At 67.7% G+C, this 23,001-nt stretch carries 21 protein-coding genes, 1 tRNA gene and 3 pseudogenes; 9 read left to right on the top strand and 16 right to left on the bottom strand.

The features are described 5' to 3' along the window. Positions 1–112 precede the first annotated feature (112 nt). Positions 113–1,201 (top strand): baeRF3 domain-containing protein, encoded by a 1,089-nt coding sequence (locus tag H0I39_RS23335; protein ID WP_308645837.1) that lies wholly within the window; start codon positions 113–115, stop codon positions 1,199–1,201. Positions 1,202–1,332: 131 nt separating this feature from the next. Further along, positions 1,333–1,824, top strand: a complete 492-nt coding sequence (locus H0I39_RS11455; RefSeq protein ID WP_180550559.1) for an HPF/RaiA family ribosome-associated protein — start codon at positions 1,333–1,335, stop codon at positions 1,822–1,824. Between the two features lie 48 nt (positions 1,825–1,872). On the opposite strand, the gene H0I39_RS11450 is transcribed toward H0I39_RS11455, so the two are convergent. Together H0I39_RS11450 and H0I39_RS11445 are read right to left on the bottom strand one after the other, a co-directional pair. Beyond that, a tRNA-Arg gene (locus H0I39_RS11450) sits at positions 1,873–1,948 on the bottom strand. Positions 1,949–1,967: 19 nt separating this feature from the next. After that, positions 1,968–2,627 (bottom strand): TetR family transcriptional regulator, encoded by a 660-nt coding sequence (locus tag H0I39_RS11445; RefSeq protein WP_180550558.1) that lies wholly within the window; start codon positions 2,625–2,627, stop codon positions 1,968–1,970. Positions 2,628–2,834: 207 nt separating this feature from the next. Here H0I39_RS11445 and H0I39_RS11440 point away from each other — a divergent pair. From H0I39_RS11440 to H0I39_RS11425, 4 genes and pseudogenes are all read left to right on the top strand, one after another. Then, positions 2,835–4,146, top strand: a pseudogene (locus tag H0I39_RS11440) (efflux RND transporter periplasmic adaptor subunit). 18 nt (positions 4,147–4,164) lie between these two features. After that, a pseudogene (locus H0I39_RS11435) lies at positions 4,165–7,358 on the top strand (efflux RND transporter permease subunit). Further along, positions 7,355–8,875 (top strand): efflux transporter outer membrane subunit, encoded by a 1,521-nt coding sequence (locus H0I39_RS11430; protein ID WP_180550557.1) that lies wholly within the window; start codon positions 7,355–7,357, stop codon positions 8,873–8,875. Before H0I39_RS11435 ends, H0I39_RS11430 begins: the two are co-directional and overlap by 4 nt. A gap of 153 nt (positions 8,876–9,028) precedes the next feature. Continuing rightward, positions 9,029–9,949 carry a c-type cytochrome gene (locus H0I39_RS11425; protein WP_180550556.1) on the top strand — a complete coding sequence of 307 codons (921 nt, stop codon included), beginning with the start codon at positions 9,029–9,031 and terminating at the stop codon, positions 9,947–9,949. A gap of 277 nt (positions 9,950–10,226) precedes the next feature. Here the strand turns inward: H0I39_RS11425 and H0I39_RS11420 are convergent, their stop codons facing one another. The 3 genes from H0I39_RS11420 to H0I39_RS11410 form a co-directional block, all read right to left on the bottom strand. Beyond that, the gene (locus tag H0I39_RS11420; protein ID WP_180550555.1) at positions 10,227–10,769 is read right to left on the bottom strand and encodes a DUF2946 family protein; all 543 of its coding nucleotides are present in this window, start codon (positions 10,767–10,769) and stop codon (positions 10,227–10,229) included. A gap of 194 nt (positions 10,770–10,963) precedes the next feature. Next, complete coding sequence (locus H0I39_RS11415) at positions 10,964–11,938, bottom strand: YheT family hydrolase (protein ID WP_257645766.1); 975 nt, start codon at positions 11,936–11,938, stop codon at positions 10,964–10,966. A gap of 119 nt (positions 11,939–12,057) precedes the next feature. Further along, positions 12,058–12,504 (bottom strand): YybH family protein, encoded by a 447-nt coding sequence (locus tag H0I39_RS11410; protein ID WP_180550554.1) that lies wholly within the window; start codon positions 12,502–12,504, stop codon positions 12,058–12,060. 170 nt (positions 12,505–12,674) lie between these two features. On the opposite strand from H0I39_RS11410, the gene H0I39_RS11405 reads away from it, so the two are divergent. The 3 genes from H0I39_RS11405 to H0I39_RS23325 are packed head-to-tail and all read left to right on the top strand — an operon-like array spanning position 12,675 to position 14,819. After that, positions 12,675–13,295 (top strand): LemA family protein, encoded by a 621-nt coding sequence (locus H0I39_RS11405; RefSeq protein WP_180550553.1) that lies wholly within the window; start codon positions 12,675–12,677, stop codon positions 13,293–13,295. 46 nt (positions 13,296–13,341) lie between these two features. After that, on the top strand, positions 13,342–13,941 hold the full coding sequence (locus tag H0I39_RS23330; RefSeq protein ID WP_308645836.1) for a TPM domain-containing protein: 600 nt from the start codon (positions 13,342–13,344) through the stop codon (positions 13,939–13,941). Continuing rightward, the gene (locus H0I39_RS23325; protein WP_307776812.1) at positions 13,932–14,819 is read left to right on the top strand and encodes a TPM domain-containing protein; all 888 of its coding nucleotides are present in this window, start codon (positions 13,932–13,934) and stop codon (positions 14,817–14,819) included. Before H0I39_RS23330 ends, H0I39_RS23325 begins: the two co-directional genes overlap by 10 nt. Positions 14,820–14,840: 21 nt before the next feature. Here H0I39_RS23325 and H0I39_RS11390 read toward each other — a convergent pair whose 3' ends face one another. The 11 genes and pseudogenes from H0I39_RS11390 to H0I39_RS24150 form a co-directional block, all read right to left on the bottom strand. After that, entirely contained in the window at positions 14,841–15,458 is a 618-nt protein-coding gene (locus tag H0I39_RS11390; protein WP_180550552.1) for a cyclic nucleotide-binding domain-containing protein, read from the bottom strand. Between the two features lie 129 nt (positions 15,459–15,587). After that, positions 15,588–16,007 (bottom strand): F0F1 ATP synthase subunit epsilon, encoded by a 420-nt coding sequence (locus tag H0I39_RS11385; RefSeq protein ID WP_180550551.1) that lies wholly within the window; start codon positions 16,005–16,007, stop codon positions 15,588–15,590. Positions 16,008–16,178: 171 nt separating this feature from the next. Then, positions 16,179–17,606: a F0F1 ATP synthase subunit beta gene (gene atpD, locus H0I39_RS11380; protein ID WP_180550550.1), complete on the bottom strand. Its 1,428-nt coding sequence runs from the start codon at positions 17,604–17,606 to the stop codon at positions 16,179–16,181. Positions 17,607–17,645: 39 nt separating this feature from the next. Next, positions 17,646–18,524 (bottom strand): F0F1 ATP synthase subunit gamma, encoded by an 879-nt coding sequence (gene atpG, locus H0I39_RS11375; RefSeq protein WP_180550549.1) that lies wholly within the window; start codon positions 18,522–18,524, stop codon positions 17,646–17,648. A 26-nt stretch (positions 18,525–18,550) separates the two neighbouring features. Continuing rightward, positions 18,551–20,110 carry a F0F1 ATP synthase subunit alpha gene (atpA, locus tag H0I39_RS11370; RefSeq protein ID WP_180550548.1) on the bottom strand — a complete coding sequence of 520 codons (1,560 nt, stop codon included), beginning with the start codon at positions 20,108–20,110 and terminating at the stop codon, positions 18,551–18,553. A 49-nt stretch (positions 20,111–20,159) separates the two neighbouring features. Further along, the gene (locus tag H0I39_RS11365; RefSeq protein WP_180550547.1) at positions 20,160–20,690 is read right to left on the bottom strand and encodes a F0F1 ATP synthase subunit delta; all 531 of its coding nucleotides are present in this window, start codon (positions 20,688–20,690) and stop codon (positions 20,160–20,162) included. Between the two features lie 31 nt (positions 20,691–20,721). After that, the gene (locus H0I39_RS11360; protein ID WP_180550546.1) at positions 20,722–21,192 is read right to left on the bottom strand and encodes a F0F1 ATP synthase subunit B; all 471 of its coding nucleotides are present in this window, start codon (positions 21,190–21,192) and stop codon (positions 20,722–20,724) included. A 36-nt stretch (positions 21,193–21,228) separates the two neighbouring features. Next, positions 21,229–21,477 carry a F0F1 ATP synthase subunit C gene (gene atpE, locus H0I39_RS11355; RefSeq protein WP_028603996.1) on the bottom strand — a complete coding sequence of 83 codons (249 nt, stop codon included), beginning with the start codon at positions 21,475–21,477 and terminating at the stop codon, positions 21,229–21,231. A 56-nt stretch (positions 21,478–21,533) separates the two neighbouring features. Then, positions 21,534–22,419, bottom strand: a pseudogene (atpB, locus tag H0I39_RS11350) (F0F1 ATP synthase subunit A). 18 nt (positions 22,420–22,437) lie between these two features. Then, complete coding sequence (locus H0I39_RS24155) at positions 22,438–22,584, bottom strand: hypothetical protein (RefSeq protein WP_373368295.1); 147 nt, start codon at positions 22,582–22,584, stop codon at positions 22,438–22,440. Further along, positions 22,551–22,952, bottom strand: a complete 402-nt coding sequence (locus H0I39_RS24150) for an ATP synthase subunit I (RefSeq protein ID WP_373368294.1) — start codon at positions 22,950–22,952, stop codon at positions 22,551–22,553. Before H0I39_RS24150 ends, H0I39_RS24155 begins: the two co-directional genes overlap by 34 nt. Positions 22,953–23,001 lie beyond the last annotated feature (49 nt).

Raw genomic sequence — 23,001 nt, 5'->3', positions numbered from 1 at the left:
CCATCATCGATGCGAGCGCGCGGCCTTCTCCGTGCCCTCGCTGAACGTCCCCGAGTCGCCCCCGGATCCAAGGGATGAGCAGCGCATCGCGAACGCCTCAGGAGATTCAACCGTGGCCAACCTCAGCAACGATTACCCCGCCAGGATTCTGGGCACACACGAAGCCCCCTGCCTGTCGCTGTACCAGCCGACCCACCGGCAATTTCCCGACCGGCAGCAGGACCCGATACGCTTTCGCAACCTGGTCAAGCAGCTGGAAACCTCGCTGCAACAGAAGTACGCGGACCGCGACATCGCCCCGCTGCTGGCACCGTTCAACGCGCTGGCGGACGATGCCGAGTTCTGGAACCACGGCGCCGAGGGCCTGGCCGTGCTGGGTGCCGCGGACATGTTCGGCGTCTATCGGCTGCAGCGCCCGGTGGAAGAACTGGCCATCGTCGCCGACAGCTTTCACACCAAGCCCCTGATGCGCATCGTGCAGTCGGCCGACCGCTATCAGATCCTGGCGCTGAGCCGGCATTCGGCGCGCCTGTTCGAGGGCAACCGCGACCGCGTGGACGAGATCGCACTGGCGCCGGAGGTGCCTCGCGACCTGGACGACCTGGCCATGCGCGAAGCGCAGCGCGACCGCGCCTCGCGCACGCACGGCCGGGTCGAACCCGGCGTGATGGGGCGGCACGGCGCCAGCGACGTGAAGCAGGATGGCATCGAGGGCGACACCGAGAAGTTCTTCCGCGAAGTCGATCGTGCGGTGCTGGAGCACCACTCGCGGCCGAGCGGCTGGCCGCTGCTGCTGGCGGCCCTGCCGGAGCACCACCACCTGCTGCGCCAGGTCAGCACCAACCCGCACCTGATGGACGCCAGCCTCGACGTCGATGCCAGCCAGCTTTCGCTCGACGAATTGCGCGAGCGCGCCTGGGCGGTGGTGCAGCCGCGTTACCTGGAGCGACTGGCGGGCCTGATCGACGCTTTGCGGCCGCCCAGGCCAGGCAGCAAGGCAGCGCCGATCTGTCCGACGTGGCCCGCGCCGCGACCGAGGGGCGTGTCGCCACCCTGCTGCTGGAGGCCGACCGCCACATCCCCGGGCGCATCGACGCCGACACCGGCGCGCTGGTCGAGGCCAGGCTGGACGATCCGCGGATCGACGACATGCTGGACGACCTGGGCGAGCGGGTGCTGCGCAGCGGCGGCGAAGTGGTGATCGTGCCGGCCGACCGCATGCCCACCCGCAGCGGCCTGGCGGCCACCTACCGGTTCTGAATTTGTCCAATGCCCGTGCCCGCGTCGCGGCATCCAAAACGTGACGCGGCCACACACCGAGGAGAGTTGTCCATGCAGGTTTTCATCCAAACCGACCTCCACATCGCACTGACGGAAAAGCAGCGCGAACGCTTCGAGCAGGACCTGGCCAAGGCGGTGGGCCATTTCGATGCCCGGCTCACCCGCATCGAGGCGCATCTGAGCGACGTCAACAGCGCCCGTGGCGGCGACAACGACAAGCGCTGCCTGCTCGAAGCCCGCCCCTCGGGCCGCCAGCCGCTCGCCGTCGACCACCAGGCGCCGACGCTCGAACTGGCCATCGCGGGGGCCAGCAGCAAACTCGTCAGCGCCATGGAAAGCACCTTCGGCCGCCTGGCCAGCGCGCGCGGCGCGGATGGCGGCCTCCCCGGTCGACTAAGCGCGTTCCACTCGCGATCAGGAGGCTGCAGCGCGGGTCCGGTGCGAACGACGGAAAGCGGTCTTACGCCGGCCACCGGCGTGGCTCAACAGCCACCCGGCGGAAAAGCCCATTCATCGATCACCCTTTGCAGCAGGGCGATGTAGCGGGGACATCAATTGATGCAAGTCGTTGATTTATAACGACTTTTTAAGTGGCGCGGCTGGCGGGGATCGAACCCACGACCCTCGGCTTCGGAGGCCGATACTCTATCCACTGAGCTACAGCCGCTTGTCTGGACAGCCCGCGATTATCCCTGATTGCGCCAGCAGCGGCGCCGGGGTGCCAGCAGCAGCTGGCGCGGCAGGCCGATGCCGGCAAGGTAGGCATCGATGGCGATGCTGGCGGTGGCTTCCAGGTCGAACGAGCGCTGCAGCAACCAGCTGTAGACCAGACCGCGCACCATGGCGTGAAAGCCCTCGGCCAGCTGTTCGGCGTTGGCCGGCAGCGGCTGGTGCCGCAAGGCGCTGGAGCGCGTGAACACCTGGCACACGCGCTCGACGTTGGCGCGGTCGATCTGCACGTGGCGGTCACGCACGGGCCACAGGTCTTCCACGTGTTCGACCATCATCACGGCGATGTTCAGCACCCGCTGGGTGCGCGCGTCGTTCGCGATCTGCCCGACCGAGCGCAGCAGCTGCATGACCAGGACGTCGATGGGATCGCCGGGCGCCTCGGCCAAGCCGGCCAGTTCGGACTCCAGCGGCAGCGTCACGCGCTCCATCATGGCGTTGAACAGGTCGGCCTTGTCCTTGAAGTGCCAGTACACCGCGCCGCGCGTGACGCCGGCGGCCTTGGCGATGTCGGACAGCGAGGTGCGCGACACGCCGCGCTGCTCGAACACCAGTTCGGCAGCGTCCAGCAACGCCTCGCGGGTCGCCAGGGCATCTTCCTTGGTGCGGCGCGCCATGCGCTCAGTCCTCGAAATCCTGCAACATTTCACGGGATCTTAACATACATACATTCAACAATGTATGTATAATTGCCGGTTTCCCCTGCATGGGGTCAGGAGCTGGCGTTCGCGCAAAGCCGAGCCGCCCGCTGTAACCTTTCGCCTTTTTCGCGCCTGGCGTGGCCGTTCGCCGCCCGGCGCGCGCCACTCAACCAGAGAACAACCATGCCCGACCATCCCGCCATCCGCCGCCTTTCACCGCGCCGCCTGCTGCCCGTGGGGGCCGCCGTGCTGCTGGCCGCCGCCCTGGCCGCCTGCGGCAACAAGAATGACCAGGCCGCAGGCCCGGGGCCCGGGCGGGGCCATGCCGCCGCCTGAGGTGGGCGTGGTTACCGTGCAGCCCGGCACCGTGAGCCTGTCGACCGAGTTGCCCGGGCGGCTGGAGCCCTCGCGCGTGGCGCAAGTGCGCGCCCGCGCCACCGGCATTCTGACCAAGCGCGTGTTCACCGAAGGCAGTGACGTGCGCGCCGGCCAGGTGCTCTACCACGTCGACCCGGCCCCCTACCAGGCGGCGCAGCAGAGTGCGCAGGCGCAACTGGCGCAGGCGCAGGCCAGCCTGGCCAATGCCAGCGCGCTGGTGGCACGCTTTCGGCCGCTGGTGGCCGCCAACGCGGTGAGCAAGCAGGAGTTCGATGCCGCCGTGGCGGCCGAGAAGGCGGCGCAGGCCCAGGTGGCCGCGGGGCGCGCGGCCGTGCGCACGGCCAGCATCAACCTGGGCTATGCCACGGTGACGGCGCCGATTTCGGGCCGCATCGGCCGCTCGCTGGTGACCGAGGGCGCGCTGGTAAGCGCGCAGGAAGGCACGCAGCTGGCGGTGATCCAGCAGACCAACCCGCTGTACGTGAACCTCACCCAGCCGGCGGGCGATGTGCTGCAGCTGCGCCAGGCGCTGCAAAGCGGCCAGCTGGCGCGCTCGGGCACCAACGCGGCGCGCGTGCAGATCCTGCTGGAGAACGGCCAACCCTACGCCGAAGCCGGCCGCCTGCTGTTTACCGACCTGACGGTGGACCCCGGCACCGGCCAGGTGAGCCTGCGCGCCGAGGTGCCCAACCCGCAGCAACTGCTGCTGCCCGGCATGTACGTGCGCGTGCGCCTGCAGCAGGCGCAGGTGGAGAACGCCATCCTGCTGCCGCAGCAGGCCATCACGCGCGGTACGCCGCAGGGCGACGTGGCCACGGTGGTGGCGGCCGACGGCTCGTTCACGCGGCGCCCGGTGACGCTGGGCGAGGCCCAGGGCAACCAGTGGATCATCCTGGGCGGCCTGCAGCCCGGCGAGCAGGTGATGGTGGACGGCTTCATGAAGCTGATGCCGGGCGTGAAGACGGTCAAGCCCGTGCCTTACAAGCCAAATCAGGCTCCAGCGCAGGCAGGGCAAGCGCCGGCAGCTCCTAAATCAGGAGCATCCTCGTCCGTCGCGCCGGCGCAGGCGGCGGCGAGTGCCGCGGCATCGGGCCCCGCAGCGGCGGCCTCGCGCTGATCGGAAGAGGCGCCCACCATGCCCAAGTTCTTCATCCACCGCCCGATCTTTGCCTGGGTGATCGCCATCTTCGTGGTGATCGCCGGCATCGTGTCGATCACGCAGCTGCCGGTGTCGCAGTACCCCTCGGTCGCGCCGCCCACCATCCGCGTGATGACCACCTACCCCGGCGCCAGCGCCAAGACCATCGACGAAACCGTGATCTCGCTCATCGAGCGCGAGATGAACGGCGCCGAGGGCCTGATGTACATGGAGGCCACTTCGCCGGCCGCCGGCTTCGCGCAGCTGACGCTGACCTTCGAGCCCGGCACCGACCCGGACATCGCCCAGGTCGAGGTGCAGAACCGCCTCTCGCGCGCCGAACCCCGCCTGCCCGATCTGGTCAAGCGCACCGGCGTGCGGATCGACAAGGCCAGCACCAACTTCCTGATGGTGGTGAGCTTCAACTCGAGTGGCAACGCCACCCGTGACGACGTGGCGGACTACGTCAACCGCAACCTGCTGCCCGAGTTCAAACGGGTGCCAGGCGTGGGCGATGCCCAGCTGTTCGCGTCCGGCCGCGCCATGCGCATCTGGATCGACCCGGCCAAGCTGGAAGGCTACGGCCTGACGGCGGCCGACGTCAACAGCGCCATCACCAGCCAGAGCATGCAGATTGCCGGCGGCTCGCTGGGCGATACGCCCAGCCTGCCGGGCCAGACCATCAACGCCACCATCACCGTGCCGAGCGGCCAGCTGGACACGCCCGAGGAATTCGGCGACGTGGTGCTGCGCGCGCGCGCCGACGGCTCGTCGGTGCGCATCCGCGACGTGGCGCGCGTCGAACTGGGCATTGAAACCTACACCTTCAACTCGCGCCAGAACGGCCAGCCCTCGGTGGCGGTCGGCATCCAGCTGACCTCCACCGGCAACGCCATGGCCACGGCCACCGCCATCAAGCAGCGGATGAGCGAGCTGGAATCCTTCCTGCCCGAGGGCGTGAGCTGGGCGGTGCCCTACGACACCTCCAAGTTCGTCGAGATCTCGATCCAGAAGGTGGTGATGACGCTGCTGGAGGCCATCGCGCTGGTGGTCATCGTGATGTTCGTGTTCCTGCAGAACTGGCGCTACACGCTGATCCCGACCATCGTGGTGCCCATCGCGCTGCTGGGCACCTTCGCCGTGCTGCTGTACCTGGGCATGTCGATCAACATCCTGGCAATGTTCGCCATGGTGCTGGTGATCGGCATCGTGGTGGACGACGCCATCGTGGTGGTGGAGAACGTCGAACGCATCATGGCCGAGGAGGGCTGCCGCCCAAGGCGGCCACCATCAAGGCCATGAGCCAGATCTCGGGCGCGGTGATCGGCATCACGGTGATTCTGGTGGCGGTGTTCCTGCCGCTGTCCTTCTTCGCGGGCGCCACCGGCAACATCTACCGCCAGTTCTCCCTGGTGATGGCGGTGTCGATCGCGTTCTCCGGCTTCTTCGCGCTGACGCTGACGCCGGCGCTGTGCGCGACCATGCTCAAGCCCATCCCCAAGGGCCATGCGCACGACAAGAAGACGGGCTTCTTCGGCCCCTTCTTCAACTGGTTCAACCGCCATTTCGGCCGCGCCACGCGCGGCTACGAGCGCGGCATGGTGCGCGTGATGCGCCGCAGCTGGCTCATGATGGCGGTGTACGCGGCCATCATCGCCGTTGTGGCGCTGCTGTTCATGCGCCTGCCCACCGCCTTCCTGCCGACCGAGGACCAGGGCAACGTGATCGTCAACGTCCAGCTGCCGCCAGGCGCCACGCAGGAGCGCACGCTCAACGTGATGAAGGAGGTCGAGGCCTACATGATGGAGCAGCCCGAGGTCGACAACATCGTCAGCATCATCGGCTTCAACTTCTCCGGCACCGGGCAGAACATGGCGCTGGCCTTCGCCACGCTGAAGGACTGGGGCGTGCGCACCAAGCCGGAGGAAAGCGCCATGTCGCTGGCCGGGCGCGCCACCGGCGCGCTGCAAAGCATCCGCGACGCCTTCGTGATCGTCATCACGCCGCCGGCCATCCCCGAGCTGGGCACCGGCAGCGGCTTTGTGTTCCGCCTGCTCGACCGCAACGCCATGGGCCACGAGGCGCTGGTAGCCGCGCGCGGTCAGCTGCTGGGCACGGCGGCACAAAGCCCGATCCTGGTCGGCGTACGTCCCGAGGGCGTGGAAGACGCGCCGCAGTGGGAAATCGAGATCGACCGCGACGCCGCCGCAGCGCAGAACGTCAGCGTGGCCGCCATCTCCAACACGCTGGGCACGGCGCTGGGTTCGGCCTACGTCACCGACTTCCCGAACCAGGGCTACATGCAGCGTGTGACGGTGCAGGCCGACGCCGACAAGCGCATGACACCCGAGAGCGTGCTGGCACTCAAGGTGCCCAACAACCAGGGCCAGCTGGTGCCGCTGTCCACCATGGTCAGCGCCAAGTGGGTCAGCGGCCCCATGCAGCTCAAGCGCTACAACGGTTATCCGTCCATGTCCATCACCGGCGAGCCGGCGCCCGGCTATTCGACGGGCGACGCCATGGCCGAGATGGAGCGCATTGCCGGGACGCTGCCGGCCGGCTTCGGCTACGAGTGGACCGGCATCTCGCTGGACGAGAAGAAGGCGGGCGCCTCATCGGCCATCCTGTACGCGTTCTCGATCCTGGCGGTGTTCCTGTGCCTGGCCGCGCTGTACGAGAGCTGGACCATTCCGCTGTCGGTGATCCTGGTGGTGCCGCTGGGCGTGCTGGGCACGCTGTTCGGCGTGTGGATACGCGCCATGCCCAACGACGTGTACTTCCAGATCGGCCTGATCACGGTGATCGGCCTGTCGGCCAAGAACGCCATCCTGATCGTCGAGTTCGCCAAGGACCTGCAGGCGCAGGGCATGAGCGTGCTGCAGGCCTCGCTGGCGGCGGCGCGGCTGCGCTTTCGACCCATTCTGATGACCTCGCTGGCCTTCATCATGGGCGTGGTGCCGCTGTACATCGCCTCGGGCGCCAGCTCGGCCAGCCAGCGCGAAATCGGCACCGGCGTGTTCTGGGGCATGACCGTGGGCACCACGCTATCGGTCATGATGGTGCCGGTATTCTTCCTGCTGGTGCGCACCATGTTCCGCAGCCGCGAGCAACGCGCGCATGATCGCGAACTGGCCGCCGGCGAGGAAATCACCCCGGCCGACCAAGCCCCCAAGGAGGTCATGATTCCATGACGACAAGCACCCCTCTGCCCGGCCTGCGTGCCGGCCTCAGCACCCTGGCCCTCGCCGTCCTGGCCGGCTGCTCCTTCGTGCCGAAGTACGAGCGCCCGGCCGCGCCCGTCACCGCCACCTGGCCCGACAGCGCCGGCGCCCAGGAAGTGGGCGGCATCGCCGCCGCCGACCTGCCGTGGCAGCAGTTCGTGCACGATGCGCAGCTGCGCGAACTGATCGCCATGGCGATCGAGAACAACCGCGACCTGCGCGTGGCGGTGCAGAACATCGAGCAGGCGCGCGCGCAGTACCAGATCCGCAGCGCCGACCAGTTCCCCACGGTGGGCGCCTCGGCCAGCGGCACGCGCTCGGCCCCGAACCCGATGCAGGCGCTGGGCGGGCCCAGTGTGTCGTCGAACTACACAGTGGGCATCGGCGTGGCCGGTTGGGAGCTGGATTTCTTCGGTCGCGTGGCGGCGCTCAAGGATGTGGCGCTGGCCAACTACCTGGCGACCGAGGAAGCGCGCAAGGCGGCGCAGATCAGCCTGATCGCCGCCGTCAGCAGCACCTGGCTGCAGCTGAAGACCGACACCGAGCTGCTGCTGCTGACCGAGCGCACTCTGGGCACGCGCGAGCAGTCGCTGCGCCTGACCAGGCTGCGCTTCGACAACGGCGCCTCGTCCGCGCTCGACATGCGCCTGGCCGAATCGCTGGCCGCCAACGCGCAGGCCACGCGCGCCCAGCAGCAGCGCCTGCGCGCGCAGGACATCAACCTGCTGACGCTTCTGGTGGGCCAGCCGATCCCCGAGCGGCTGATCCCGCCCGTGCCGGCAGTGGTCACGCCCGAGGCGCCGCGCAGCCTGTCGCAGCCCACCGCCGCGGTCGAGCCGGTGGCCGAACTGCCCACCTTCACCGAGGTGCCTCCCGGCCTGCCGTCCGACCTGCTGCTGCGCCGCCCCGACATCCGCGCCGCCGAGCAGCAGCTGATCGCCGCCAACGCCAACATCGGCGCGGCGCGCGCCAACTTCTTCCCGCGCATTTCGCTCACCGGCTCGCTGGGCCGCGTCAGCGGCGATCTGGACGGCCTGTTCGGCTCGAGCGGCAGCAAGGCCTGGTCGTTCGGGCCCAGCATCACGCTGCCGATCTTCGACATGGGCCGCAACCAGGCCAACCTGGACGCCGCGCGCGCCGGCCGCGAGATCGCCGTGGCGCAGTACGAGAAGTCGATCCAGACCGCCTTCCGCGAGGTGGCCGACGCGCTGGCCGGCCGCGCCACGCTGGCCGACCAGCTGAGCGCGCTGCAGGCGCAGGCCGCGGCCGAGCGCGACCGCTTCCGCCTGGCCGACCTGCGCTACCGCAACGGCATCGCCAACTACCTGGACTTGCTGGACGCGCAGCGCTCGCTGTTCGCCATCGAGCAGGCGCTGGCCCAGGTGCGGCTGGCACAGCGCGCCAACGAAGTGCAGCTGTACAAGGCCCTGGGTGGCGGCTGGACCGACTACCAGCCGCCGATGCCGCCCGTCGCGGCCGCCAGCTGACGAACAGCGCGCCGCCCGGCGGCTGTCTGCGCCCGATGGCCGCCTGGGCGCGGCCTATAATCGCCCTTCGTCGCGCGCGAGCCCCGGTGGTTGCTGGCTGGCTGCGTGCCGCGCACCCCGCACAACCCACGACCGAGCCCTCCCGAGGACGCCATGAGCGACATCACGCACGAAGCACACACCGGCCCCATCAAGACGCCCAAGCAGTTGTTCTGGGCCAGCGTTCTGGCTTTCGTGCTGCCGGTGTTCATCATCATCGGCCTGGTCTATTACGTCACCTCCGCCACGCTGCCGGCGCCGGGCGTCAGCGAAGTGCAGCGCGGCATCGCCGAGCGCCTGCAGAAGGTGGGCACGGTCGAGATCCGCGATGCCAACCGCCCGCTGCAGACCGGCGAAGCGGTCTACAAGGCCCAGTGCACGGCCTGCCATGCCACCGGCGTGTCGGGCGCGCCCAAGTCGGGTGACCACGCGGCCTGGGCGCCGCGCATCGCGCTGGGCTACGACGCCCTGCTGACCTCGGCGCTGAAGGGTAAGGGCGCCATGGCACCGCAAGGTGGCGGCAACTTCTCCGATCTGGAAATCGGCCGCGCCGTGGTTTACATGGCCAACGCCGCTGGCGGCAAGCTCGCCGAGCCGGCGGCTCCGGCCGATGCGGCCAGTGGCGCCCCGGCTGCCGCAGAGCCGGCAGCGGCTGCTGCACCGGCGCCTGCACCTGCAGCCGCCTCCGAGCCGGCTGCTGCCGCGCCTGCTGCCGCAGAAGCCTCGGCGGCCGCGCCTGCCGCTGCCGTTGTTGCAGCGGCACCGGGCGCCGCCGCAGCCGCCACCACGTCCGACCCGGCAGTGGGCAAGGCGCTGTACGAAAAGTCGTGCACCGTGTGCCACGCCGCCGGCGTGGCGGGCGCGCCCAAGTCGGGCAACAAGGAAGAGTGGGCACCGCGCATCGCCAAAGGCATGGACGCGCTCTACAAGTCCTCCATCAACGGCCTGAACGCCATGCCACCGCGCGGCGCCTCCACCGCCACCGACGACGAGATCAAGGCCGCCGTGGATTACATGGTGAACGCCGCGCGCTGAAAGCCCCTTGCGCCAGCACTCAAAAAGCCGCTTGATGAGCGGCTTTTTTATGGCCAAATTGGCCGCCAGGCCAATCCCATCAAGCGCCGGCCGCTATCAAAACAGCGTGATCGGCAACCAGTGTCAGACAGCGTTGTGGGAGCGGGCTGGCCCGCGATGAGGCGCCTGGTCGCCACCACCGCTTGATCGCGGGTCAGCCCGCTCCCACACGGCGGATGCGATCCGCGCGGCATCCGAGACTTCTTGACGATCAAGCCAGACAGAAGCAATCAGTTGCTCACCGGCCGCCAGCCTGCGCTTGGGGACTGGGCACATAGCCTTCCCGCACCGGCAGTTCAGCCGCCTGCACCGCCTGCGGCGTCCAGCGGCCGGCTTCCACCGCCTCGGCCACGCCGGCCACGTCTTGCGTGTGCACCAGGCCGAAACCCCGGTCAGTGCGCAGGTACACCCGCCCCTGCTCGTCGGTGAACACCGCGTGCACCTGCGCCGGGCGGCCGTCGTGCGCGGTCACGCTGCCGTCGGCCGCCACGCGCCAGATCCAGGGCGTGGCTTCGAGTTCGACGAACACGCGCTGCGGCCCGTTCTGGAAGAACCAGCGGCCGGCCTCGTCGACTTCGTAATTGCGCTGGATGAAGTCGACCAGCTTCTCCAGCTGCACCAGCGCGCCCTTGGCGCCCGGTCGGCCGCTGGCAAACGCGCCGGCCGCCTGCGCCTGCTCGTCGCGCAGGTACCAGTTGCCGCGCGCGTCCAGCCCCAGCCAGCCATAGGCGCTGGGCACATTGGGCCACTTGGCCATGGCCTGCCTGACGATGTCGTCCATGCGGCCATTATGGCCAGCAGTGCGGGCAGGTGTGTCCAGGCGCCTTGTCAACGGCCCATGAGGCGAGGATTCCGGCGACAACAATTTGACGCCGTTGATCGCTCTTTTTGATGAGCTGTCAGCGCCGATCAGTAAAGCGCTGGAACCATTCAGTGATCATCAAGAAATTCACCCAAGTCCCCCCTTCATGCCAGTCACGAGCTGGCATGGCCGGCCCGCGCCGGGACCTCTGCCTGCGCCAGCAGCCAGCCACCCACCGCCCGCGGCAGCCAGAACACATGGCCCGGCGCCCGGCCCTGGCAGAAGCCGACGTGGCCGCCCTCGGGCGGCTGCCACAGCGTCACGTGGCGGCCGACCTCGCCCGCGCGCGGCAGCGAGGCAGCGGGCACGAACGGGTCGTTCTGCGCGTTCAGCGCCAGCGCGGGCACGCGGATGTCGGCCAGCACCGGCTTGGCCGAGGCGCGGCGGTAGTAATCGCCGGCCCCCGCAAAGCCGTGCAGCGGCGCGGTGAACAGGTCGTCGAAGGCGATCAGGTCGCGTGCGGCGCGCAGGCGCCCGGCGTCGAACAGGCCGGGGTGCTGCGCCAGCTTGGCGCGCGCCTTGGTCTTCATGCTGCGCAGGAACAGGCGGGTGTAGACCTGCCGGTTGAAGCCGCGTCCGATGGCCTGCGCGCCCGCCGCCAGGTCGAGCGGCGAACACACCGCCGCCACCGCCGCGACCAGCGTCCCCGCGCTGACGCCCGCCTCGCCCGCCCAGCGCAGCAGCGCATTGCCGCCCAGCGACACGCCCACGGCCAGCACCGGCCCGCCGCCGCGCGCCCGTTGCGCGCCCTGGAAGCGCGCCAGAAGCCAGCCGACCTCGGCGAAGTCGCCCGAGTGGTAGGCGCGCGGGGCGCGGTTGGGTTCGCCCGAGCAGCCGCGGAAATGCGGCACCGCCAGGCCCACGCCGTGCGAGCGCGCCCAGCCGGCGAAGGCCTCGGCGTAGTGGCTGCGCGACGAGCCTTCGAGGCCGTGGAACAGCACCAGCAGCGGCGCGCCGGCCGGTGCGGCAGGTTCGAGCCAGTCGACATCGACGAAGTCGCCATCGGGCGTGTCCCAGCGCTCGCGCCGGTAGGCGATGCGCGGCCCGGCCACACGGCGCGCGTGGAGCGCCGGCCACAGCGTCTGCAACTGGCCGCCCGGCAGCCAGGCGGGCGCGCGATAGGGGTCACTTCTATTTTGATAGCTGCCTGCGCTTGCCCGTCGGGCGCTGAAGCCACTTTTTCTTGAAAAGGCCGCAGCCCGCAGCTTCAATGCAGCAGCTGCGCCGGCTGCGACACCTCGGCCACCTCGCTGCGGCCGGGGCTGGCATGGTGCGCCACCAGGCGCCAGCCCTGTGCCGTCTTGAAGTACACGTTGGTGGCCACCACCCAGGCGTGCTGCGTGCCTTCGGCGGTCACCAGGTCCACGCGCTCCAGCACGTTGTGGAGGGCGGCGCCGAGCGATTCGACCTTGCGCAGGCGCTCGGGGTGGGCGCGCACGGCACCGTTGGCGAACATGGCCTCGAACGCGGCGCGGATGGCCGCCGCGCCCACCAGCCGCGGCCCGCCGGGGTGCACGCAGACGATGTCGTCCTCGTCGGCCCAGCAGGCCATGAGCTGCTCGATGTCGCCGGCCTGCAGCGCTTCGTAGAAGGCGGCTTCGACGTCGTCGGCAGAACCGCCGTGCTGGGCGGCGCGGTAGCGGGACTTGGGCATGGCACGCGAAGGCTCGGGTGATGACAGCCCCGCATTGTGCCGCGTGGCCAGCACACCACGCGAACATGGGGTGGGCGCAGAACGAGCGCTCAGCCTACAGAACAAAGCATTCGTTTCATGCTAACTTCCGCGCCTGTTCAAAACCACTCTCTGAGTTCGGAGGAATTCCCATGAAAAGCTGGCTGCTCAAGATCGGCGCCGTGCTGGCGATGGCCGTGTCGCTCACCGGCTGCGGCTACAACGACTTCCAGCGCCTGGACGAAGCCACCAAGTCGGCCTGGAGCGAGGTGGTCAACCAGTACCAGCGCCGCGCCGACCTGATCGACAACCTGGTCAACACCGTCAAGGGCGAAGCCCAGTTCGAGCAGGACACGCTCAACCAGGTGATCAACGCCCGCGCCAGGGCCACCAGCATCCAGGTGACGCCCGAAACGCTGAACAACCCCGAAGCCTTCAGGCAATTCCAGGCCGCGCAGGGCGAGCTGTCCAGCGCACTGAGCCGCCTGATGGTGACGGTGGAGCGCTACCCCGACTTGAAGGCCAACAAGGCCTTCGCCGATCTGCGCGTGGCGCTGGAAGGCACCGAGAACCGCATCGCCGTGGCGCGCAACCGCTACATCGAGGCGGTGCAGCAGTACAACGTGCTGGCACGCAGCTTCCCGACCAACCTGACGGGCATGGTGTTCGGCTACAAGCCGAAGGAAAACTTCACCGTGGCCAACGAGGCCGCCATCTCCACCGCGCCGCGCGTGGACTTCACCACTGGTCCGGGCCCGGCGGCATCGCGCTGACGCTCACAGGCCTTGCTCGCCTGCGGCCATCGTTTACATATAAAAAGTGCCTCTGAAGCCCTTCCTTCGTGCCCTGATAGCTATTTTATTAATAGCGCTCTCGGCGCTCGCCGCCCACGCCCAGCAACTGGTGCCGGTGCCGCCGCTGACCGCGCGCGTCGTCGACACCTCGGGCACGCTGGACGAGGCCCAGAAGGCCACGCTGGAGGCCAAGCTGGCGGCGCTGGAGCAAGACAAGGGCGCGCAGGTGGTGGTGCTGGTGGTGCCGACCACGGCGCCGGAAGACATCGCCGCCTTCGCCAACCGCGTCGGCAACACCTGGAAGATCGGCCGCAAGGACGTCGGCGACGGCCTGATTCTGCTGCTGGCGGTGCAGGACCGGCGCGTGCGCATCGAGGTGGCCAAGACGCTGGAAGGCGCGGTGCCCGACATCGCCGCCAGCCACATCATCAACGAGGCCATCACGCCGCATTTCCGCAACGGCGATTACGCCGGCGGGCTGAACGCCGGCGTGGACCGCATCGGCGCGCTGGTGCGGGGCGAGGCGCTGCCGCCGGTGACGCAGCCGCAGGGCGCAGCGGCCAGGGCGACCTGGGGCTGGGCCTGTTCGAGCTGGCCATTTTGCTGTTCGTCGCCATGCCGATGATCAACGCCTTCGCGCGTGGCATCTTCGGCCGCAAGCTGGGGGCGCTGGCCACCGGCGCGGGCGTGGGCGGGCTGGCGTTCGTGGTCACGGCCAGCCTGGCACTGGCCATCATCGCCGGCGTCATCGCGCTGGTGTTCGCGCTGTTCAGCGGCATCGTGTCGGCCCTGCCGCAACCGCGCTCGCGCGGGCGCTCGGGCGGCTGGGGCGGCCCGGTGATCCCGCCGCCCTCGGGGGCAGCTGGGGCGGCGGCGGTGGCGGTTTTGGCGGCGGCTTCGGGGTGGCTTCGGCTCTGGCGGCGGCGGCAATTTTGGTGGCGGCGGCGCCAGCGGGGTGGTGACCGTGTTCAAGACCATCGCCCGCCTGATCCGCCACCGCTGGCTCGACCACACCGATGCCGCGCGCGCCATTCCCCGGCGCTGGCCGAACAATTGCGCCGCCGCGTGGCCGCCAGCGAGCAGCGCCACACCGGCGAGGTGCGCATCTGCGTCGAGGGCGGGCTGCCCACCAGCTACCTGTGGCGCCACCTGCGCGACCGCATCCCCATGACCGAGATCGTGCGGCAGCGGGCGCTGATGCAGTTCTCCAAGCTGCGCGTGTGGGACACCGAGCACAACAACGGCGTGCTGATCTACCTGCTGCTGGCCGAACACGCCATCGAGCTGGTCGCCGACCGCGGCGTCAACCGGCTGGTGGCGCCGGGCGCCTGGCAAGCCATGGTGACGCGCCTGGGCGGCGCGCTGCACGAGGGCCGCTTCGAGGACGGGCTGACCAAGGCGCTGGAGGAGGTCTCGGCGGTGCTGGTGGCGCACTTTCCCGAATCGCCCGAGGCGTCGCGCGACGAGCCCAACCAGTTGCCGGACGAGCCGGTGCTGCGCTGACGCGGCGCGGGCTCCGCTTCTTCAGAGCTTGTTGGCGCCGGGGGCGCCCATCACCGGCTTGCCCTGGAGCGCAGCCACCTGGTCCAGCAGGCGCTTGTTCACGCCGTGGGCGGCATCCAGCTCCTGCTGCAAGGCCTTGCTGACCTGGGCGAACGTCATCAGCTTGCGGTTGGTTTCGCGCAGATGATCGGCAATGCGCTTGGACATGGCCAGCAGCAGGCGCGCCGCCACGCCGGGCTTGTTCTCCATCAAACGGGTCAACGAGTCGCGCGTGAGCACGGCCAGCGCCAGATCGGTCGACGCGGTACAGGTGGCCGAGCGCGGGCCGCCGTCGATGATGCCCATGTCGCCGATCAGACTGCCCGGCCCCAGCACCGACACCACCATGCTGTCGTGCGCCGCGGCGACGGAGTTCTCCACGGTCACCTCGCCATCCAGCACCAGCGCCATGAAGTCGTTGCGGGTGGATTCGCCTTCGCGAATCACCACCTGCCCGGCCTTCACCAGTTCGGGCCGCATGTAGCCCACCACTTCGCGCGCGTCGGCAGCGCTCAGTTCGACCAGCGCGCCCGACGTGATGAGCAGCGCCGCAGCCTTCACCTGGACGTTTTCGCCCGCCTTGGCCTTGCCTAGAAACATGGTGTGGATTTTAGGCAGTGCCTGGCTGTCGCCCAAAGGCATTAGTTATCAAAAAACAAGGCCCGCACGAGGCGGGCCTGGAAAGTACGGCGCCGGCGTCGAATGCGGCGCGCATGGGCTGTCTCTCGATCAGCGCTTCTGGCGATACTTGCGCAGCGCGGCGATCTGGGCCGCCAGGATGGCCAGCTCCGACGTGGCACGGGCCATGTCGATCTCGCTCTTGGCGTTCTTGAGGGCTTCCTCGGCCTGCTTGCGCGCATCGGCCGCCTTGGCCTCGTCCAGGTCCTTGCCGCGGATGGCGGTGTCGGACAGCACGGTGACCAGGTTGGGCTGCACTTCCAGAATGCCGCCGGCGACGAAGACGAACTCTTCCTCGCCGTTGGCCTTGGTGATGCGCACCGAACCGGGCTTGATGCGCGTGATCAATGGGGTGTGGCGCGGATAGATGCCCAGTTCGCCGGCCTCACCGGGCAGTGCCACGAACGTGGCCTCGCCCGAGAAGATCGACTCCTCGGCGCTGACCACGTCGACATGAATGGTATTGGCCATGCTTTTATTCCTCGTTGTACCCCTGCCGCGACACCTGCATGTCTGGCACGCTTCCCCGATCCGAGGGTCGCGGAGCAGACCATGTCCGTGCCGCCGTGGAGCGGGTTTGGCCCGGCCACTGGCGGCGTCCCCCTCTGGGGGAAGGCGCTAAGCGACTCAGGGGGCGTCACTTCAGACTTTCTTGGACTTCTCGATGGCCTCGTCGATGGTGCCGACCATGTAGAACGCCTGCTCGGGCATGTGGTCGCACTCGCCGTTCACGATCATCTTGAAGCCGTTGATCGTGTCCTTCAGCGACACGTACTTGCCGGGCGAGCCGGTGAACACCTCGGCCACGTGGAACGGCTGGCTCAGGAAACGCTGGATCTTGCGCGCACGGGCCACGGCCAGCTTGTCTTCCGGCGACAGCTCGTCCATGCCCAGAATGGCGATGATGTCGCGCAGTTCCTTGTAGCGCTGCAGCGTGCCCTGCACCTGGCGGGCCACGCCATAGTGTTCTTCGCCGACCACCAGCGGATCGAGCTGGCGGCTGGTCGAGTCCAGCGGGTCCACGGCGGGGTAGATGCCCAGCGCCGCGATGTCACGCGACAGCACCACGGTCGAATCCAGGTGGGCAAAGGTGGTGGCGGGCGACGGGTCGGTCAGGTCGTCCGCCGGCACATACACGGCCTGGATCGACGTGATGGAGCCCACCTTGGTGGAGGTGATGCGCTCCTGCAGGCGGCCCATTTCCTCGGCCAGCGTCGGCTGGTAGCCCACGGCGGAAGGCATGCGGCCCAGCAGCGCGGACACTTCGGTACCGGCCAGCGTGTAGCGGTAGATGTTGTCGACGAAGAACAGCACGTCGCGGCCTTCGTCACGGAAGGATTCGGCGATGGTCAGGCCCGTCAGCGCCACACGCAGGCGGTTGCCCGGCGGCTCGTTCATCTGGCCGTACACCATGGCCACTTTCGACTCGCCCAGGTTCTCCAGGTTCACGACGCCGGATTCGGCCATCTCGTGGTAGAAGTCGTTGCCCTCGCGGGTACGCTCACCCACGCCAGCGAACACCGACAGGCCCGAGTGCGCCTTGGCGATGTTGTTGATGAGTTCCATCATGTTCACGGTCTTGCCCACGCCGGCACCGCCGAACAGGCCCACCTTGCCGCCCTTGGCGAACGGGCAGATCAGGTCGATCACCTTGATGCCGGTTTCCAGCAATTCCTGCGACGGCGACAGCTCGTCGTAGGTGGGCGCCTTGCGGTGGATGGAAGCGGTCTGGGTCTGGTCGACCGGACCGCGCTCGTCGATCGGGTTGCCCAGCACGTCCATGATGCGCCCCAGCGTGGCGGGACCCACGGGCACGGTGATGGGGTTTGCGGTGTTGGTCACCATCATGCCGCGGCGCAGGCCGTCACTTGACCCCAGCGCAATGGTGCGCACGATGCCGTCGCCCAGCTGCTGCTGCACTTCCAGCGTCAGCGCCGAGCCTTCCATCTTGAGCGCGTCGTACACCCTGGGCATCTGGTCGCGCGGGAACTCCACGTCGACCACGGCGCCGATGCACTGAACGATTTTTCCCTGAACGCCCTTGGTGTTCGTCATGTTCTCTTGAGCCATTTGTCTTGCTCCAATACTTGTATTCGGGTGTGATCGGTGTCAGACCGCCGCAGCGCCCGCCACGATCTCGGACAGTTCCTTGGTGATCGCCGCTTGGCGGGTCTTGTTGTAGACCAGCTTCAGTTCGTTGATCACGTTGCCGGCGTTGTCGGTGGCGGCCTTCATGGCCACCATGCGCGCCGACTGCTCGGACGCCATGTTCTCGGCCACGGCCTGGTAGGCCAGCGCCTCGACGTAGCGCACCAGCAGGTCGTCGATGACTGACTGCGCATCCGGCTCGTACAGGTAGTCCCAGGAGTGCTGCTTGCCGCTGTCGCGCGTTTCCTGCTGCATCTGCTCGGCCGACAGGGGCAACAGCTGCTCGATCACCGACTCCTGCTTCATGGTGTTGATGAAGCGGGTGTAGGCGATGTAGACCGCGTTCAGCTCGCCCTTCTCGTACTGGTCGAGCAGCACCTTGACGGGGCCGATCAGCTTTTCGAGGTGCGGCGTGTCGCCCAACTGCGTGGCCTGCGACACCACCTTGGCGCCGACGCGCGTCAGAAAGCCAAGCCCCTTGTTGCCGATGGCCACCGTCTCCGTCTGCACGCCCTCGCCCTGCAGCTCACGCAGCTTGGCGGTGACGGCGCGCAGCACGTTGGTGTTCATGCCGCCGCACAGGCCCTTGTCCGTGGTCACCACGATCAGGCCGGTTTTCTTGACGTCGTTCGACTTCATGAAGGGGTGCACGTACTCGGGGTTGGCCGCGCCGAGGTGGGCGGCGATGTTGCGCACCTTCTCGGCGTAGGGACGGGCCGAGCGCATGCGATCCTGCGCCTTGCGCATCTTGGACGCGGCCACCATCTCCATGGCCTTGGTGATCTTCTTGGTGTTTTCCACCGATTTGATCTTGCCGCGAATTTCCTTGCCGACTGCCATTGCTTATCGTCCTTTCAGTGAAAGGATCAGGCGAAGGTCTTCTTGAAGGCTTCGACCGCAGCCTTCAGGGCCGCTTCCAGATCCTTGTCCTTGTCGATGGCCTTGCCGGACTCGAGCTTGCTCAGCAGATCGCCGTGCTTGTCCTTCAGATAGCCATGCAGGCCGGCCTCAAACGGCAGGATGTCCTTGACTTCCACGTCGTCCATGTAGCCATTGTTGACGGCGAACAGCGAGGCCCCCATCAGGCTGATGGGCAGCGGGCTGTACTGCGGCTGCTTCAGCAGCTCGGTCACACGGGCACCGCGGTCCAGCTGCTTCTTGGTGGCGGCGTCCAGGTCGGACGCGAACTGCGCGAAGGCGGCCAGTTCACGGTACTGCGCCAGGTCGGTACGGATACCGCCGGCCAGCTTCTTGATCAGGTCGGTCTGGGCCGCACCACCGACGCGCGACACCGAGATACCCGCGTTGATGGCGGGACGGATGCCGGCGTTGAAGAGGTTGGTTTCCAGGAAGATCTGGCCGTCGGTGATCGAGATCACGTTGGTCGGCACGAAGGCGGACACGTCGCCGGCCTGCGTCTCGATGATCGGCAGGGCCGTGAGCGAGCCGGTCTTGCCCTTGACTTCGCCCTTGGTGAAGGCTTCGACATAGTCGGCGTTCACGCGCGCGGCGCGCTCCAGCAGGCGACTGTGCAGGTAGAACACGTCGCCAGGGTAGGCTTCGCGGCCCGGCGGGCGGCGCAGCAGCAGCGACACCTGGCGATACGCCACGGCTTGCTTGGACAGGTCGTCGTAGATGATCAGGGCGTCTTCGCCGCGGTCGCGGAAGTACTCGCCCATGGTGCAACCCGAGTAGGCGGCCACGTACTGCATGGCGGCGGACTCGGAGGCCGAGGCGGCAACGACGATGGTGTAGTCCATGGCGCCGGCCTTCTCCAGGGCGCGCACCACGTTCTTGATGGACGACGCCTTCTGGCCGATGGCGACGTACACGCAGGTCATGTTCTGACCCTTCTGGTTGATGATCGTGTCGATCGCCACCGCGGTCTTGCCGGTCTGGCGGTCGCCGATGATCAGCTCGCGCTGGCCGCGGCCCACGGGCACCATCGAGTCGATGGCCTTGAGGCCGGTCTGCACCGGCTGGCTGACCGACTGGCGCGCAATCACGCCCGGCGCGACCTTCTCGATCACGTCGGTCATCTTGGCATTGATGGGGCCCTTGCCGTCGATCGGCTGGCCCAGGGCGTTGACCACGCGGCCGATCAGCTCGGGGCCGACGGGCACTTCCAGAATGCGGCCCGTGCACTTGACGGTATCGCCTTCGGAAATGTGCTCGTACTCGCCCAGAATCACGGCGCCGACGGAGTCGCGCTCGAGGTTCAGCGCCAGGCCGAAGCTCGGCTGGCCATCGGGCGAGGGCGGGAACTCCAGCATCTCGCCCTGCATGGCATCGGACAGGCCGTGCACGCGCACGATGCCGTCGGTGACCGACACCACGGTGCCCTGGTTGCGCACGTCGGCGCTGACACCCAGGCCCTCGATGCGGCTCTTGATCAGTTCTGAAATTTCTGCGGGATTGAGTTGCATGACTCTTTCCTTGTCCTATGAGGTTTTATCGAGGAGCCTGGCCTGACGTTCAGGCGGTCAGGGCCATCTTCATTTGTTCCAGGCGCGCCTTGACCGAGGTGTCGAGCACTTCGTCGTCAACCACCACCCGCACGCCGCCGATCAGCGAGGGATCAACCTCCACCGTGGGCTCGAGCTTGCGGCCGAAGCGCTTCTCCAGCGTGCCGACCAGCTCAGCCAGTTCGCCCTGCCCGATCGGGAAGGCGCTCTGGATCAGGGCGTCGGAACTGCCGCTCACGCTGTTGGCCAGCTGGCGGAACTGGCGCGCCACCTCGGGCAGCGCGGCCAGTCGCTCGTTGTCGATCACGGTGCGCAGGAAGTTGGTGCCACGCTCGGGCAGCGGGTTCTTCAGCACGCTGGTGACGATGTGGAACACCTGGCTGGCGTTGACCTTGGGGTTAGCCGCGAACTGCAGCAACTCGTTGTTGCCTGCCGCGTTCGCCAAACCGTCCAGCCAGGCTTGCGTGCCGGACAGGTCGGCACGGGACACCTGGAACAGGGCCTCGGCGTAGGGTCTTGCAATGGTGGCGAGTTCTGCCATGGAGCGTTTCCTTTGAGCGAGCGCTGATGAATCAGAGCTCGGTCTTCAGACGGGACAGCAGATCCGCATGCACCGTCGGGTTGACTTCCTTGCGCAGGATCTGCTCGGCGCCCTTGACGGCCAGCGCAGCCACCTGCTCGCGCAGGGTTTCGCGTGCCTGCACCACCTGCTGCTCGGCATCGGCCTTGGCCGTCGCCACGATCTTGTTGGCTTCCTCGGTGGCACGCACCTTGGCCTCCTCGATGATCTGCTGCGCACGGCGCTCGGCTTCCGCCAGGCGGGCCGCGGTCTCGTTGCGCGAGCTGGCCAGCTGTTCCTCGACGCGCTGGTTGGCAGCGGCGAGTTCAGTCCTGGCCTTGTCGGCGGCAGCAAGCCCGTCGGCGATTTTCTGAGCCCGCTCGTCCAGTGCCCTCGTGATCGGCGGCCACACGAACTTCATCGTGAACCACACCAGGATCGCGAAGACAACGGCCTGCAGGAACAGGGTCGCGTTGATATTCACGGTTCGACTCCTTTCAGTCTCGAAAGGCTACGCCGATTAACCGAGGGTGAACGGGTTGGCGAAGGCGAACAGCAGGGCGATGGCGACGCCGATCAGGAACGCAGCGTCGATCAGACCGGCCAGAACGAACATCTTGGTCTGCAGTTCGTTCATCAATTCGGGCTGGCGAGCGGAGGACTCGAGGAACTTGCCACCCATCAGGGCGATACCGATCGACGCGCCGATGGCACCCAGACCGACAATCAGACCACAAGCCAGAGCGACGAGGCCGAGAACGTTTTCCATGATTGCTCCTAGAGAAAAGAAAGGGAAAGTTGAAGGAAAAAAGGAAATTGCGGAACTCAGTGCGCGTCGTGCGCCTGACCCACGTAGATCAGCGTCAGCATCATGAAGATGAACGCCTGCAGCGTAATGATCAGGATGTGGAAGATCGCCCACACAGATCCCGCAATCACGTGCCCGACACCCAGCCAGAAACCGCCCGAGAGGGGTTGAACTGCCAGGCCCATACGCCGCCCATCAGGGCGATCAGCATGAAGACGAGTTCGCCGGCAAACATGTTGCCGAACAGTCGCATGCCGTGCGAGACGGTCTTGGCGACGAATTCGATGATCTGCATCAGGAAGTTGATGGGCCACAGCAGCGGGTTGGCTCCGAACGGCGCAGTGACCAACTCGTGCGCCCAGCCGCCGGCACCCTTCATCTTCACGTTGTAGACCAGACAGACGATCAGCACACTGACCGACAGGCCCAGCGTGGTGGACAGATCGGCCGTGGGCAGGAAGCGCATCACATCGGGCTCGCCCATGGCCGGGCCGGCGGAGTGCCAGATGGTGGGAATCAGATCGACCGGCAGCAGGTCCATGGCGTTCATCAGGAAGATCCAGACGAACACGGTGAGCGCCAGCGGCGACACCAGCTTGCGGCTCTTGGCGTTGTGGATCACGCCCTTGGCCTGGTTCTCGACCATTTCGGACATGATTTCGACCGCGGCCTGCAAGCGCCCCGGCACCCCGAAGTGGCCTTGCGCGCGCCCAGCCACAGCAGCCAGCAGCCCAGTGCGCCCAGCAAGATCGACCAGACCACCGAGTCCAGGTTGAAGATGCTGAAGTCGATGATGTCCTTCTGCGTGACCGTCTCGAACGAGAAGTTCTTCTGCAGGTGATGCAGGTGGTGCTGGATGTATGCCCCAGCGGTTGGTCCGTTTGCAGCGGTTTCAGCAGCCATAAGTCACCAGTTCCTACGTCACTCTTGTCGTTTTGCCGAGCGGCGCCTTGCCGACATCAGCCACAAGGCCAGCCAGGCCGCCTTGATCGTCACCACAAACCCGGCCAGCAAGGCCAGCCAATGCACTTGCGTCAGCACCTTGGGCGCTGCCAGCAGCAGGGCCACGGTGAGCGCGATCTTGATCCCCTCCCCACCATCAGCGCCATCAGGGCGCTGCCGGCGTTGGCTTGCCGTCGCATCCGGCGGGCCACCATGCGGGCAAACAGCACCGCGGGCAACCATGCCGCCAGCGCGCCGTAGGCCACCGACCAGACCGGGGGCCGCTGCCCTGCCGATACCAGCCAGGCCACGGCCACCGCCATCAGCCCCACCGCTGCCTGCACCCCGACCACCGGCCAGGGCGACAGCGGCGGATTCGCCGCACGCCATTGTTGCGCCTGCTCGGCGCTCCAGGGCTTGAATCCGTCCTCGGCGGCATCATCTGCCTCTTCAGCAGACCCCACCCGCGCCGGATCAGGTGCGATTGTGGTCATCTCGGATTACGTGCAGTTGACGTGTGTCTGTCTGCGACTGCAAAGCCTC

Source organism: Ottowia beijingensis (assembly GCF_013423955.1).
Classification (GTDB): domain Bacteria; phylum Pseudomonadota; class Gammaproteobacteria; order Burkholderiales; family Burkholderiaceae_C; genus Ottowia; species Ottowia beijingensis.
Note: the sequence above shows the minus strand (reverse complement) of the source record. Positions and strands in the feature narration are given on the sequence as shown.